Origin of the sequence: Eubacterium uniforme (assembly GCF_900167115.1) — a bacterium.
In the GTDB taxonomy this organism is placed as follows: Bacteria; Bacillota; Clostridia; order Lachnospirales; family Lachnospiraceae; genus Eubacterium_S; species Eubacterium_S uniforme.
Map to the genome: position 1 here is coordinate 75,475 of NZ_FUXZ01000012.1, position 16,646 is coordinate 92,120.

A 16,646-nucleotide genomic window follows, 5' to 3' on the forward strand; every position below is an offset into this window, starting at 1 on the left:
GTGTTTTGGAAGTATAGATAAAAAAGTGGTGATTATATGAAGAGAAATAGAAGAATTAGGATTTTTAAAAGTTTCATAGCGATGATGACTTCGTTTATAATACTTGTTTCAAGTGTTGCTTTTCCAGATTTTACTAAAACAGTAAGTGAAAAGTTTGCTTGTAACAGAGAAGTTAATGCATATGTAGACCCAGGGGAATTAACAGGTAATGTACCAATTACGTCGTTAAAAGCCCTTTATGAGTTTGCAAAAAATTATCATGATAATCCAAGTGGTTATCAGACTAAGAATCTCGTAATTGGTATGAATGAAGCTGTTGTTATATCTCCAACAAGAGAAATTGATGGTACAACATATACATGGTATCCTATCGGAACAGTTGATAAACCATTTGCTGGAAAGGTTACTATCAACTTAGGACAGGGTAATACTCAGAATATCGAGGTTAATGAACCACTTTTTGATTATATATATGATTCTACAGATATAGCAAATATTAATGATGATACAACAGTAGAGAATTATGAACCTACTCAGATTTTAAATCTTGTTAGAAATAGTGATGTGGATAGTGGCGAGACTAAGCCTTTATTCGCCAACCATGTAGTTCATAACACTGCAACTACATCATATCCTAGCAAATGGCATCTTATAGCAAGTGGAACAGGTTCTTACTCAGGTATCATTGGTACTGTTGGAACTGAACTTGATAATACAGTAGTTAATTTAGATCTTACAATTAATAATACTTCAAGTACAATTCAGGCAAATGATAATGCTGGATTTATATGTGGAACTATTAAAAACGGAGCAACAGTTAATGTTGAAATAAATGCAGCAAGTACAGGAACAGTTACTGATGTTACATCAGATAATGCAAACGCAGGTTTTTATGTTGGTGAAATGTGCCAGGGTTCTAATCTTAATGTTATTAGAAATAATAAGATTGCTGTATCTGATGCAAGTAGAACTGTAAGTGGTAAAACATACGCAGGTGGTCTTGTAGGGAAGAATGACCAGGGCACTGTTGTGATTAAGAATACAGCAGAAGTATACGATGCATTAGGTACAATAACAGCAACTGATGGATCAGCAGGTGGTGTTTTTGGATATTATAAGATAACAGCAGATTATAATAGATTTTCACCAGATTATTATAGAAGTACAGTAGGCTGCACGCTTAAAGGAAAAACAGCGGGTGGTCTTATTGGTGAGCTTGTAGCAGATGGTATAGATGCATCTTATTCAGGTGCCGATTCAAGTCATAAGGTGGATGTGGTATCAACATTATCAGATGCTACAACTAATTATGGTGGTGTAGTTGGATTATACTCAAATACTGATTTAAAAAAGACATTTTCATTAGAACATATAAACGTAACTATGAAAGGAAGTTCTGCAACTAATTATGGTGGTGGAATTGGAAATATAGGTGGTAATGCTGCTGTATATACATTTTTCGATGATTTTTCACTCAATTCAACTGGAAGTGTAGGTGATTGTACATACTTTGGTGGTGTAGTTGGAACAGCAGGTAACAAAGGAAGTTTAATTGATGTAGGTAATATTACTATAACAACATCTAATAACTATAAAGGTGGAGGAGTTGTAGGAAAATTAAGTGATGGGGTATTGCGCTTAAGTGGAACTACAAATTTATCAGGAGCAAATGCAAATTCTGGTGGACAGATAGTCGGTGAAAGAACTAATGCTTTAGTATATGCTCTTGGAAATGGTAATGATGCATCTGCATCTTATGAAAATGGATGGCGTTTAGTAAGATCATCTAATGATGTTTCTGTTGATGATATAGGTGTATGGGGCGAAGTGGTTAGAATTGATGATGTGGAGAATGATATTCTTACATATAATTCTACAGCGCATACAGTTACTGTAGCAGCAGCGGTTACAGATATAAAAACAAAAAGAGATTTTGTAAAGACTGCCATTAACATGCAATTAAATGATAATAATAAAGGTGCATTAAAATTTGATGGTAGTTCAAAAAGAACAACATTATTAGCAGGTAATCTTACAGTTTTTGGAACAATTAATTTAAAAGGAACTGGAATTACAGGCTTTATGAGAGATGGCGCTGTAAGTAATGACACTTCTGAGATTAAATACTTTACAGGAAAACTTTCTAAAGGGTACCCAGATGGTGAAGGAGAAGATGAAGATGCTATTATAAAACTTGCAGTAGGCGAACGATATGGTGTATTAAGTAACGGAAATGAAGTAACAGATAGCAATAGTAATGGAAGAGGTGCTATTCATAGACATAGATTTAATGGTTTATTTGCTAGAACTGGTGATGGAGTTGAGATAGAGAATATTACTATTGATGGATTTATGAATATACGTGGCGCAGCAGATAATATGAGAATAGGTGGGGCTATTGCATATCTTGAGAATGATGCTACGATTACTGATGTAAAAGTAAAGGAGACTATCAATTATACTCATTTAGGAAGTTCAGTTAATCATTATGTTGGTGGTCTTATTGGTGTAACTAATTGTGATGATAATAAAACAGTTACAGTTAAAGGAAATAGTTCATCTGATAAAGTTTTAATTACACCAACTATAAAAGTTGATGGTACTGGTGTGAATAATGCTGATGGTGGTGATACTAATACAGTATTTAGTCAGGCTATTGGTGGACTGATTGGTTATATTAGTTCAGCTAAAGAAACAACAACTACTATAGAGAATATTACTCTTTCAGCAAATGTGGATGCATCAGGAGCAAGTGCTGTTAATTATGTTTCAGCAGCAGGTCTTATCTCTGACATTGCATACTATGAAACAGTAGGAACAGATACTAGAACTCTTAATCTTAAAAATATAGATGTAATTGATACAGTTATTAAGAACAAAGCTGTTAATGCGTCAGGTGGTATCCTTGGATATCGTTGGTTTGGTACAGATGTAAATTTAGAAAATGTAGTATTATCATCTGATAGTACAGGTAATGAGATCAATACTAGTGCTAAATTTATAGGAGGTCTTGTTTATAAGGCTACTGGAAATTGGTATGTACCTTCAGGTGGAATAGATATTGAATCTCTTAATATAAAGAATGGAAATTCTGTTGCATCACCTACATCGTTAGGTATCTTAGTTCATAATGGATACGTGGGAAGTGGAAATACAACATGTGGTATTTTTATGGAATTGACTGCATCTGATAGTTACACTCTTGCAAGTGGTATGACTATACCTACAATGACAAGCAATTATGATGAACTTGTTTTTGCACTTGCAGATGATGCTAGTAAGATACTAACAAATAATACAGCAGGAGTTATTTCTTATGCGACTGGTGGTGAGTATTCTAGTGCTGAAGGAACGAAGAATAGCTACAATAATGTATATAATACAACAGTAGTTAATAATAAATCGAGATATTATTACAATGCTGACAGAGAATCATATACAAATAATGGTTCAGATGATGAATATAAGTTATTATTCTGGAGCTTAAATCATTATGCAGCATCGAATATAAAAAGATGTTTTACTAATCCATTTCCAACAGAAGTTCTTTCAGGAACATTTGATTTAAAACATATTTCGTATTATCCGATAGATATAAGTAAAGCAGTTACTATAGGAGATGCAGATTTTATATTCTATAATGCTGAAATAGAAGATACTGAAACGGATTCTAATACTAAACGTTCAACGAGAAGTGCTAATACACAGCATTACTTAATGCATATGGGCTTATTTAAGAATGTTTCAGCAACTATTAATACAACTGGTGATATAACTATGTATGGTTCAGTTGGTGTAGACAATACATATTCGGGTGCGTTAATTAATGGAACATTAACTGGAACATTGAAAACGGCGCAGAATAAGAATATAATTTTAGGTTCTACGCCAAAGAGAAACAGTAAATTACCTCTTATTATTGTGGGGGAGAATATTGGTGAAAGATTTCTTTTTATTAATTCAATAGGAAGTAAAGCAACACTTGATTTTAATGGAATATGTATAGATGAAAATGGTAGATATTCTCCATCTTATACAACAACAAATGGAGAAATATATGCAAGTAGTTTGATAGGAAATGTTCAAGGAATAGGTATTAATCTTAGATTTAATAACATAAAGTTGGATTCGAGAAAAACAGAAGATTCATCTGCTCTTGATGATTTTTATATGACAACAAAATCTATTTTTAAGAATGCAACTCTTTTGAATAAATATGATGTTGATTCTACATCCGTTGCAATTTACAATTTTTCACAGAGTGAGGATTGGGACAGTAGTTCCGAGGAGCACATAGAATTTGGTGTAACACCTTATATTGGTGTTACCTATGGAAAGGAATTAACTGATACTGTTGAGTATAGAGATGAATCTACAAATCTTAGTGAAGAAGATAGGTATTATGAAGATGGTGAGGAAGGAAATTACATTGATCCAGAAAATTATCCTACTACTTCAACAACGGCATATGATTTTAGCTCAAACTTTTTGCCTTATGTAAGATATTATAATGCAAATGTAAGTGGAGCACCTACAGCTACGAATACTCTTCGAGAGATAAAGGTTAATGTAGTGCCTTCTGATTTGAGAAATGGTTGTGGAACTTACGATCATCCATATGAGATTAATGGTGCTAAGCAGTTTGTTGCGATAGCAAATATGTTAGATGCTCAATCTGGTTATACACCAATCCCTAACATAATGCTTCCAGTAAATAAAAATGATACTTCTCATTGGTGCCTTAGTGATGCGACAACTCATAGTTGTAAGTTATTTACTTATAATGGTACTAACTATACAGCAACAGGAACTAATACTACTTGGGAAAAAGATGATGTTCGTAAATATCTTGCAAAAGCATATTATCAAGTTGGTCAGGATATTACGCTTGGAACCACATTTAAAGGTCTAGGTGCATATGATAGCACATATGCTTTTAAGGGAGTGATAGTAGGTAAAAATAGTAGTATTACTATTACTAATAAATCTCGTGTACCTTTTATTAAGATAAGTAATGGAAGTGTTGTTAAAGATTTGAAAATTGTTGTTGATAATTATTCAAATAAAGCTCATCAGGTTATTTCAAGTATGACTGCAGGTAGTAGTTCGACTGCTTTTGGCTATGGCAGTTTAAATTTTACATATGTTTATGGTGGAGTCATTGGAAATATTATGGGTGGAGATAACATTATTGATAATGTTAGCATGACTTATAGCAGCAATAATACTGCTTATATTAGGATTCCTTCATCAAATCTTGCCTGTGTGGGTGGTTATGTTGGCGTTGTAGTGAATGGTGGGCTTATATTTAGGAATATGAATCCGAATAGTTTTGTTAGTAGATCAACCATTAATGTTAATAATGGTAGTACTCCTAGTAATGCAAATTGGACAGCTGACAATGATTATTCACATCTTTTTGTTAACCCTTATGTTGGTAGAGTTATTAATGGTTATGCTATTAATGAAACTACGACCTATAGTGGTGATACAAATACGTATATTCTTGACAATGGAACGAAGAACTATCAAATAGCTGATGTTAAGGTAAATGTTGCAGATAATACATCAGAAAAGCTTAATTATGATACTTTTGATAGCAAAAATCGTGTGAATATTCCAACAGGACAATCGCTATTTATTCTTTCGCTTATAACACAGTCTGGCGCAGGAACAGCAACTACTGTAGATGGTAATTATGCTTATGGAGTAGGTTATGATGGTTCAACACAGTATAATGGTACTAGTGCTGCTAAAAATGTTGCAACTCATGTTGCTGAGTATGATAAAGTTGGGAAAGCGACATTTGCAGATAAGACGGCAGCAGAAAGTGACTATGTTGTATCAAAGGTAGATAAACTTAATGATAAAACGGCAATTCCATATATTATCTACCATTATACTAAAACTGATTCTAATGGAAAATATCCAGCAAGAATGATGACAGGTGCAACTGACTTTATGAAACTTTCAACAGCTGGAGGTACATACAATTTGCCAAAGTCGTTCAGAGGTATTGGTTCGATATGTAGATTTAAGGGCGGTAGTACATCTCAGGTTCAGCAGAAGGGAAATCTAAATTATACATGGGTTAATGAGGATGAAGATGGTAAATTCGCAATGAAAATCTATGGATTTGAAGGGAATAATTCCACGATTAATATTAATTTATTATATAATACTTATTATAATGAATTGGATAATTATAGTAATACAGTTTATACTAAGGATAATATTAATTTAGGCTTTGGTCTGTTTAATTATGTAATACAAAAGTCTAATGCAACAACTACTATGTCGAATGCACTGTCTGGCAAGAACGGAAGACCAGAAACATCAGTAATTCCAAATTATAATTTGGCAGAAGGATATTATATTGGTAATTTTACTCTTTCGGGTAATATAAAAGTAAAAGAGTATAAAAATGATGGCACTGTTGCACCTATTGCATATAGTACAAATGAAAACAAAAACCAAGCTCGTAGAAGATTTTCTGTTGGAGGAATTATTGGTGCTCTTACAGTGAATAATTATGTTAATTTTTTTAAACTTGATATGTCAAATGTTTCTGTTGAAGGAGCAAATGATGTTGGTGGTTATATTGGCAGAAATAATGTGACTGAAAGAAATGTTGATACTGGACTTGGAATGAATTACATTTATGCCAATGCGTGTAATGCAACTAATTTAACAGTTACAGCTCATGGTGGCTATTGTGGAGGCATGGTTGCAGGAGGATTGTCAGGTTTTCTTGATTTATTTGTTAATACAGCACCAAATATGGATATAAATGATACGACTAATAAAGGAAATGATGGATATTATAAGAGCAATCTAAGTTTAACGGTTAAAAACAATACTAATGTAGATAATCGTGGTACGGGAGGTGTGCTTGGTGCTATTAGAAATGGCTATATGTCAAACTTGTGGATAAATAATGTTTCATTAAGTGGTAACTCAAAGGATCCTATTATCGAGAATAGTAATAATACAACAACAGATACATGTGGAGCAGGAGGATTGATTGGATATGTAAGAAAAGCTGATACAATTATACTTACTAACTGTGATGTTAGTAATATAAATATCAGTGGACCTTCCGCAGGTGGACTGACTGGTTGTATCGCTTATGATACAGGTTGGGAATACTATGGTTTACCTCCAGTTATGAAAATTTATAATTGTAAGGTTTTTGGTAATGATAAAAATACTACTTATAGTATTTCAGGTAGAGTAATTGCAGGTGGAATCGCTGGTAATTTTATGTCCAATCAAAGTTATTTGACCGCAGCTAATGCCAAGGGTTATGATTATGATATTACTAAGAATAATGTTTATCGATATGATATTGATGGTTGTGATGTGTATGGCTATACTATTATATCGACAGCCAATAATAATGCTAATAATGGTGCGGGGGGCGTAATAGGTTATTCTGCGCAAGCAACAAGAACCGTAGTAAATACGCGTGTTCATGATTGTATAATACAGATTGATGGTTCACAGAGCAGTCATGGCATGGGTAGTGTTGTCGGTAATACTATAGTTGCGATATGGGGTTATAATATCGCAGCATACAATAATTCTTTTGCAGCATACAATAGCTCTGGAACAAATGCAAAATATGGAGGCTTTATTGGAAATTCAAATTCAAAGGAATTGAAGATAGTTGGCTTTACTAGAAAAAATAATAAGTTGAATAATGCATTATTTAGTGCTGACTATGGTAATGGTGTTGCTTCAGGATCTTACATTATTGATGCTGATTATATGAATGTTAGTATAGGTAATAACCATGGTAATTCAATGGCTGTCGGATTTGACAACGGTACAAACGTTGGTGAAGGTGCAGCTAAAAACTACTTCCCATACGTAACGGTTAGTCCAAAAACTTCAATGGGTGGTAATAACTTCCTAACAGGTGATGGTGTTAATATCGTAGGTATGGAAAGCGTTGTAAATAATGAGAATGTTACTAATAATGTTCCGATTGCAAAACTTATTGCAAGTGAAAATGAAGGAACTGCAGCGGATAACAGAATAGCTTATAAAACAGTTGATACTAGTGATATCAATATTGTTAAAGACATGATAACTAATGGTGAGGATACTTCAAAAGATTATGATATCAAGTTAACAACATACTTTAGAGAAATGGGTGTTCCAACAGGATATGAAGGATCTGATTTCCCAATTATCGCTATAAATGGTGCGGAAGGTGATTATAACAGTTATATCAATGCTTATATTAGAACTTTAACTAATACAACTGATACGTATACGGCTGATGTTGCTGGTAAGTATTCAATATCAATTTATCCTTGTCAGTGTATAAATGGTGTTTATCAGAAAGTATCTGATTCAAATGTGACGGCAGGTTTCCAACTTAGTGGTGGAAACTATACCATGGATGATGATAATGCCGACTCAATAGCTGGTAATAATCAGATTTCCATGATTGATGTAAGCTTCCTTGATCCAACTGATGCTTCAAAAACAGCATATCATCTCTACATCCCAGTGCTAACTAAGAAACTTCTTAAGTTCAACTTTAGTTCTACAGCACTTCAGGGTACAGAGTATGAAAAAGGCGTTTATGAAGCTAAGATTCCTGAAAATTGGGGAGATATTTCAAAACTTGGTGCTGGCTTTGATTCATGGCAGACTATTTATACTAAGTTTGAATATACAAAAGAAGAGATGGATGAGTTCTTAAAGACTGGTAAGGGACTTAACTGGAATACTACTAAGTCGCTTCAGTTTAAATATAATTCAAATAAATCTCTTGCAACATCTACAGAGTATGTTCTTCTTGATAATAACTATAATGTAGATAAACAGTACTATAAAACAAAGGCGGCAGCAGATACTAATGTGAATTCGAGTGGTGATAAGTATGATGTTATTAACTTTGGTGAATTCATTGATGTTACTGAAACTACTGAGTTTAATCCACAAAATCTTATGTATATAGCTGCTGATAAAATTGAATATACACCGGACAGCACTAATGGTAAATATGTAACATGTAGTAAGAATCAAGCAACAGTAATAGCTTATGATGATTCTGGTAATGAAGTATACTTTAAAGCTGGAACAACGGGTACATTATACACACTTACTGTTAAGTCAGGTGAAGTAATATCAGAAACTTACTACTTAAGTATGTATACTTATGGTGATGATAATGTTATTACAGCTACTACGCATGATACATATGGTTTGACGGTAGAATGTCCAATGACATTTACAAGTAATGTTGTAACATGTCAGAGAAATAAATTAGCTAAGAATACTAACATTTACTTAGGAGATTTCTTACAACAGACATTAACAATTAGTGAAATTAATGATAATGCTCAAATAACTACTGATAATCATGTGATTAATGCAACCTTAACATCGACTGTAGCATTTGCTGGTGATAGTAAAGCATACTTTAATGAAAACCTTGCTGGTGAGAAGTTGTATCAGAACTTCTATTTATACCTTAATAGATATGATGAACAGGGTGATATTTCTGATGATTGTACGATTAAGGGTAACCCACTATATACATATACTCGTACAGTTGGCGGTAGCCAATTTGGTGCCACTGCTTCAGGTGGTGTTGATACTTTAGCGCCTTACTTCTACGTTGAACCTGTGGAGATTGAAGTTGGTTATACATATGGTGAGAACTGGTCGAGTACACAGACAGCAGTTGTTTCATTAGATTTTGGAGCAAATGATGCCAAACTTATCGAGGAGTTCCCAGCCAGAGTTAAAGCTACTAATGATTATCGTGGTATTGGCTTAGATGCAACTTCTAAGATTGATTTCGCACAGGCACGAGTTAAGTATAGTAACAATACTAAGAATGCAACTGATCCACCTAATAAGAGATACTACATTGATAGAACTGCTCAAAATGGTGTGCTTACTTTGACAGCCTTAGAACAGCCAGAATATGATGGTTATGATGCTTATGGTGAACAGAGTAAGAATAAGAGTTCACTTGGTATTAATGGAAAGTATATTGAAACAGGTAGCTCTTTCTCAGAAAGTGGATATCTTGAACATATTGATGTTGGTTTAGACTATGACATTACTAATTTGCCAGATGAAGTTTTAACTGATGGCGGATATAATCTTGATTTTACAATTACTTTAGAGCAGAAGGAAAATTCTAATGTTTCACCTGGATATGTATATAATCCAGTAAATATCGAGGATTTAGATGGAACTTCTAATACAGGATATCTTGATAACTTCAAGTTTATGGATAAGAGTGATGCTCCAGTAGCGTTAACAAATGCTCGTGGTGGAGAACAGCAAGATGGTTATTTGTATTATACATACAGTATGCCGTTATCAACCAACAGAAACAATTGGACATTACATTATACTGATAATGGTGGCCAGAAGCACTTTACTTCAAATCTTAGCTTTGATGTTAAGACTGAGGATTTACTTAAAGCGATTGATGGTTACAAATATGCAAATTATAGAATTAAGGTAACAGCAACTATTTCGAAAGGCTCAACGGCATATCTAAGTGAAGATCATGTTGTTTATACAAATGCCAGAGTGAATGCGGAATATGTTGTACCTTCAAATTAAAATTATTGGTACTTATATAGGTGCTGTAAAAAAAGTCCTTCGGTTATCCGAAGGGCTTTTTATGTGCGATTTTCACAAAAAAATATTAGAATAGATAGTTTTGTTGGTTAATTTTACTTGTTGTTTTAAGATAATTGTAGTATACTTATTATAAGTTAGTGTACGTTAATATTGAGACAAAAAGGGGGTATTTATGAAGAAGGCTGGAGAAAAGTTATCTTTTACAAGCTTGGCTGTTGCACTTGCGAGCGATTATTTAAGTGTATACGTTATTAATACAGTGGATGATAGCTATGTAGAATACAATACAGATGGTACGGATAAAGAGCTTATTCCTGTAAGTGAGGGGGATAATTTTTACGAGGATACTGTAAAAAATGTTGCTATACAGGTGTGGCCAGAAGATCAGGAGATATTCTTACGAGTATTTAAGAAGGAGACAGTATTAGAAGCTTTAAAAGATGGTGGATCTTTTACACATACTTATAGATTGAATATTAATGGAGAGCCTAGATATTTCTTCTTGAAAACTATTAGAGCAGGTGAGGAATATATTCTCGTTGCTGTACGCGATATTGATGAAGAAAAACGGCGAGAACTTAAGGCTACAGAAGAAGCTGTAACTTATGCTCAGATATCTGGGGCTCTTGCAAGTCGATATGAGGCTCTATATTTTATCAATGTTGAAACTAATAATTTTATACGATATAGTTCAAGTCAGGATTATTCTAATCTTGGAGTGACTGTGGAGGGTGAAGATTTCTTTGAAGAAGCTTCTAATGACATAAAGCAGTTTATTCATCCAGACGATGTTGATTATCTTCTTAAGCATATACAAAAGGATTATTTGATAGAAGAATTAAATGATCTTGGTACTGTAATCCTCGCGTATCGTCAGCTTTGGGACGGTGAATATCAGTACATGAACATGATTGTAATTAGACCTAAAAATGATGATAAACATATAGTTATGGGTGTTGTAAATAATAATGCTCAGTATATACGTGAAGAGATGTTAAAAAAAGAGAGTCGTACATTCAGTGATATCTCTATGGCGCTTGCTGAGAATTATGAAGTAATTTTCCGAATCAATACAAAAGACTATACTTATGAAGCTTTTTCATCAGATGACAAATATGAAACATTCCAAAAATCATTAGGCTTGGATGGAAGTGACTTTTTTAGAGAAACTAAGAAGATATTTGAAATGGTTGTCCTTAAGGACGATCTTGAAATGATGAAAACAGCTTTGAAGAAAGAAAACTTTTTATCAAGTATTCAGAAGTTTGGTAAATTGTTTTTTACATATCGTATGGTGATGGGTGGTAAATCGTATTATACATCTTTATTCGCTGTACAATCAAAGGAGGATCCAGATTATATCGTTATGGCTATCGCTAATATTGATGAAGCCAAACGAATGGAACTTGCATATATTAAGGCTATGGATATAGCTAATCATGACGCATTAACAAGCGTCAAAAATAAGAGAGCTTATGTACAGACTGAGGTGGAAATGGATGAGAAGATTGAAAAGAAAGAACAGTCACCATTTGCTGTAGTAGTATGTGATCTTAATGGATTGAAGCACGTTAATGATGTACAGGGGCATCAGGCTGGAGATGAATATATCAAAGGCTCGTGTTCTATTATTTGTAACGTGTTTAGTCATAGTCCGGTGTTTAGAATTGGTGGGGATGAATTTGCTGTTATTCTTAAAGATAGGGACTATGAAAATAGATATGAATTAGTGGAGCAGATAGGCGTGGAACAGGAGAGTAAGCGCGTTAACGGTATGAAGCCTATTGCTATTGGGTTGTCAGAATTTATACCTGAGACGGATATTCGTGTGCAGGATGTTTTTGAAAGAGCGGATAGTTTAATGTATGAGGATAAGAAAAAATGTAAAAATGAGATAAATAACGTGGGGTGATTGTAGCAGGGAGGTGTTCGTATGAACGAGGAAAGTCAGAAAAGGTATTATACATTACTAGAACAATTATTAGAGAATATAAATCGTCCAAAAGATGTTGATTTTGATACTATTAATGATATATTGGTGGAATTATTTAAGGTTTTGCGAGTTTCTAAGGCTATAGCGGAATTTTATCCATCTCAAGATCATGAAAAGGCAAGCAAAGGACAGATCTTTGTTTGCTTCGAAAGTACCGGCAGTAATAAGGTGGCTTTCACAAAGCGTATTGTTACTAAAGCTATGACTGTAATTAGATGTACAGTTTATATGTTAGAAGATGAGGAACCTTTTGATGATGAAGAACTAAAAAAGGTTGAGATAGTATGTAATGTTATGCTTAATTTTATAGCATATGATGGCTTACAGGGTATAGTAGAAGATTTAACATTCTATGATGAAGATGGTTATCGTAATGTAAGAGCATTTATGCGATTTTTATATGAATTGAAATTAAAGACCAATATAGGGAATTATTCTGCAATTCATTTCAATTTAAAACATTTTACATTAGTTAATCAGGAGATTGGAAGAAGTGCAGGCGATATGGCTATGCGAAATTATTATGAATTGATTGAAAGAATAATTGGCTCTGAAGGCATAGTATGCCGTTTAGGAGGAGATAATTTTGTAGCCATAGTTAATAATGAAAGACTATCTGATATAATTTCGATTATTGAGGGTGCTCCAGTTGAGTATGATTGTAATGATAGTGCTCGTATTATGGTATCAGCAACTGCAGGAGTTTATCGTATTCCTGAAGATCATACATCTGAAGATTCAAGAGATATTTTAGATAAGGCTGTAGTTGCGTCACAGGCTGCTAAAAAAGGTGATAAGGAAAATGTTGTTTATTATGATGATAATATGATTCTTGAAAAAGAAAAAACAATGCGCATTCAGCAAATGTTTCCAGAGGCACTAGCTAATAAGGAATATCAGGTTTACTATCAGCCTAAGATTGATATTGGAACTGGTATAATTATTGGCGCTGAAGCTTTGTGTAGATGGATACGTGATGATGAGGTTATTTCTCCAGCTGATTTTATTCCTATATTAGAGCAGAGTAGTGATATTTGTAAACTTGATTTTTATATGCTTGATTGCGTATGTAAGGATATTAGGCGTTGGCTTGATGAAAAAAGGGATGTAGTAAGAGTCTCTGTTAATTTTTCTAGAAAACATATGATGGATGTGGATTTTCTAGAACATATTATAAGAGTTATTGATGATAATAATGTTCCACATAAATTTATAGAATTGGAACTTACAGAAACAACTACAGACGTTGAATTTAGAGATTTGAAGCGTATAGTTAGTGGTTTGCAAAAGGCCGGAATTTACACATCAGTTGATGACTTTGGTATGGGATACTCATCACTTAATCTTATTAAAGAAATTAACTGGAATGTACTTAAGGTTGATAAGAGCTTCTTACCTGTCGATGAAGATGATGATAAGAGTACAAGAAGTATTATGTTTAAATATGTTGTGGCTATGGCGAAAGAATTGGGTCTTGAAACTTTAGCTGAAGGTGTTGAAACTAAGAACCAGATAGAAGTTTTGAAAAATAATAATTGTAATTTGGCACAGGGTTATTATTTCGATAAGCCATTACCAAAGAATGATTTTGAAGACAGACTGGATCAGCATAAATATGAAATGTAGCGCATAGTAAAGTAGTGGGGCAGTATAAAGGAGAATGTATGGATAAGAAAAAGAGAGATCTTTTTTTCGAGAATATTGTAACGAATATTTCTGATGGATTGATAGCGATTGATCTTGATGGGACTATTTTTTTTGTTAATCCATCAGCGGAAAGAATTTTGGCAATTCCGTCGGTAATCCTTTTAGGAACGAAGGTGTCATCACTTATGGTTGATGAAAGTAGCGAGAATGACGAATTCTTCCAGTGTATTTTAGATGCAGTATACGAAAAAAAGCCGGTTGATTCCATGGTTTCATTTTATCAAAATGGAAGAGAATTAAGGTTACATCTTGTAGCCTCCGTTTTGATGGAAAAAGAGGAACCGATGGGGATTGTTGTTACTTTCTACGATCTTACCGCTCTTGTTTCAATGAATGAGAAAAATGCTAGATTGAATAGGGCTTTGTCAGAATCCTTAGATAGATTCATCCAGGTTATGATTGGCGCTATTGAAGCAAGAACTCCTTATAATGCGAATCATACTAGAAGTATGGTTATGTATGCAAAAAAATATTTAGATTGGTTAGAAGCTAATGGTGATAGAAGAGTTAGAAGTATAAGAAAGCCATTTATAGCAAGTGTATGGCTTCATGATATTGGAAAGTTAGTTATTCCAAAAAGTATTATGGATAAGGCTAGAAGACTTGGTAGTCATGAAAAGGATGTTATGCATCGTATAGAACTTGCAATTATGTGTGAACGTTTAAGAATGGCTAATGACCCTTCTACAAAGAGAAGCGCAAATAGAAGGATTAAGCAACTTGAAGATGCTGGGGAAATAATTATGGCTGCTAATATTGTAGGCTATCTTAATGATGAAATGAGTGCTAAAATTGAAAAAATTAGTAAAATGAATGTTCTTACTCCAACGGGTGAGAAGGTGAAACTTTTAGATAAATATGAAAAAGATTCACTTTTGATTCGTAGAGGAACTCTTACTGATGAAGAACGTATGGTTATTCAGTCCCATGTTATTCATACTAAGGAGATGCTTGACCAGATGGACTTTTCTGAGGTTTATGGCGAGGTAAGTACATGGGCAAGTAATCATCATGAATTTTTGGATGGTTCAGGTTATCCTCAGGGCCTTAAGGGTGATCAGATATCATGGGAGTGTAGACTTCTTACAATCATTGATATCTATGATTCGATTACTGCTGATGATAGACCTTATAAGCCAGCTATGCCACCAGAAAGAGCTTTTGACGTGCTTAGAAGCATGTGTAGAGAGGGTAAGCTTGACTTAGAGGTTACTGAAAGTTTTTATGAAAGCATGGCATGGGACCGCGAACAGAATGAGTATTTTGATGATGTGGTTTTCCAGGAAGTGAAAGATGATGAAGATTAAAAAAGTGTAGTAATATAAAATTAAATATATGAAGAAATGTATACTAAAAAGGAAAATAATCTTGAGCGAAACTCATAATTGTTTTCTTTTTTTGTTGTATATTGTCACTTGACATATATATGTTGAAAATATATAATACATTACTGTTAATCTCGCGAGAAAAAAGGCTAAATAAAGGATACAAAAAATGAGAAAAGAATTAGTTTATTTAACTAGAGTAGTGATTTTTTTAGTGATTGCTTCGTTAATTGGTATAATTCTAAAACAGACAGGAGTTATTCCAGGTGGAAATTATAATTTTATTATGGTTTCAATGCTTGTAGTTGCTTATATATTATTGATGATAGTATTGTTTTTACGAAGAAAATTAATAAAATAAAAAATATATTTATATATTTATAGATGAGGGCTTGTCGTTATGGACAAGCCCTTAAATTATAAATGAATAGAGAAAGTATATTGCAACATAGCAAATACAATGGTAAAATATAGCTGAAATTAAGAAAGTAGGGAAATATTATGTTTAATATTGTTTTACTTGAACCTGAGATTCCTCAGAATACTGGTAATATTGGAAGAACCTGTGTAGCTACAGGTAGTAGGTTACATTTGATTGAACCTATGGGATTTAGAATTACCGAAAAAGGATTAAAGCGTGCAGGTATGGATTACTGGCAGCATTTAGATGTTACCATATATGATAATTTAGAAGACTTTTTGGAGAAAAATAATAATCCAAAAATCTACTATGCCACAACTAAGGGACCACAGAAATATACTGATGTTTCTTTTGAAGATGGCGATTATATTATGTTTGGTAAGGAAAGTGCTGGAATTCCAGAAGACATACTTCATGATAATAAAGAAACAGCCATAAGGATTCCTATGAATCCAGAGATAAGATCTTTAAATCTTTCTAACTCAGTAGCAATTGTTTTGTATGAGGCTTTAAGACAGACTGAATTTGCTGGGATGCAGTTAGAAGGACACTTAAGAAATTTTGACTGGGATTAGGA

General features: G+C 33.5%; 6 protein-coding genes. All 6 read left to right on the forward strand.

Annotated elements, in window-relative coordinates; genetic code table 11:
• The first annotated feature begins 36 nt into the window (after positions 1-36).
• Positions 37-10,602: a hypothetical protein gene (locus B5D16_RS09755; protein ID WP_078766801.1), complete on the forward strand. Its 10,566-nt coding sequence runs from the start codon at positions 37-39 to the stop codon at positions 10,600-10,602.
• Between the two features lie 193 nt (positions 10,603-10,795).
• Positions 10,796-12,535: a GGDEF domain-containing protein gene (locus tag B5D16_RS09760; protein WP_078766802.1), complete on the forward strand. Its 1,740-nt coding sequence runs from the start codon at positions 10,796-10,798 to the stop codon at positions 12,533-12,535.
• A 21-nt stretch (positions 12,536-12,556) separates the two neighbouring features.
• Positions 12,557-14,242 (forward strand): GGDEF domain-containing phosphodiesterase, encoded by a 1,686-nt coding sequence (locus tag B5D16_RS09765; protein ID WP_078766803.1) that lies wholly within the window; start codon positions 12,557-12,559, stop codon positions 14,240-14,242.
• A gap of 38 nt (positions 14,243-14,280) precedes the next feature.
• Positions 14,281-15,630 (forward strand): HD domain-containing phosphohydrolase, encoded by a 1,350-nt coding sequence (locus B5D16_RS09770; RefSeq protein WP_078766804.1) that lies wholly within the window; start codon positions 14,281-14,283, stop codon positions 15,628-15,630.
• A gap of 187 nt (positions 15,631-15,817) precedes the next feature.
• The gene (locus B5D16_RS09775) at positions 15,818-16,009 is read left to right on the forward strand and encodes a hypothetical protein (RefSeq protein ID WP_078766805.1); all 192 of its coding nucleotides are present in this window, start codon (positions 15,818-15,820) and stop codon (positions 16,007-16,009) included.
• A 140-nt stretch (positions 16,010-16,149) separates the two neighbouring features.
• On the forward strand, positions 16,150-16,644 hold the full coding sequence (gene trmL / locus B5D16_RS09780; RefSeq protein WP_078766806.1) for a tRNA (uridine(34)/cytosine(34)/5-carboxymethylaminomethyluridine(34)-2'-O)-methyltransferase TrmL: 495 nt from the start codon (positions 16,150-16,152) through the stop codon (positions 16,642-16,644).
• The last annotated feature ends 2 nt before the right edge of the window (positions 16,645-16,646 follow it).

Bases quoted from the DNA above. Each gene is read 5' to 3' on its own strand.
- B5D16_RS09755 (WP_078766801.1), top strand. From the start codon at position 37: ATGAAGAGAAATAGAAGAATTAGGATTTTTAAAAGTTTCATAGCGATG.
- B5D16_RS09760 (WP_078766802.1), top strand. From the start codon at position 10,796: ATGAAGAAGGCTGGAGAAAAGTTATCTTTTACAAGCTTGGCTGTTGCA.
- B5D16_RS09770 (WP_078766804.1), top strand. From the start codon at position 14,281: ATGGATAAGAAAAAGAGAGATCTTTTTTTCGAGAATATTGTAACGAAT.
- B5D16_RS09765 (WP_078766803.1), top strand. From the start codon at position 12,557: ATGAACGAGGAAAGTCAGAAAAGGTATTATACATTACTAGAACAATTA.
- B5D16_RS09775 (WP_078766805.1), top strand. From the start codon at position 15,818: ATGAGAAAAGAATTAGTTTATTTAACTAGAGTAGTGATTTTTTTAGTG.
- trmL (WP_078766806.1), top strand. From the start codon at position 16,150: ATGTTTAATATTGTTTTACTTGAACCTGAGATTCCTCAGAATACTGGT.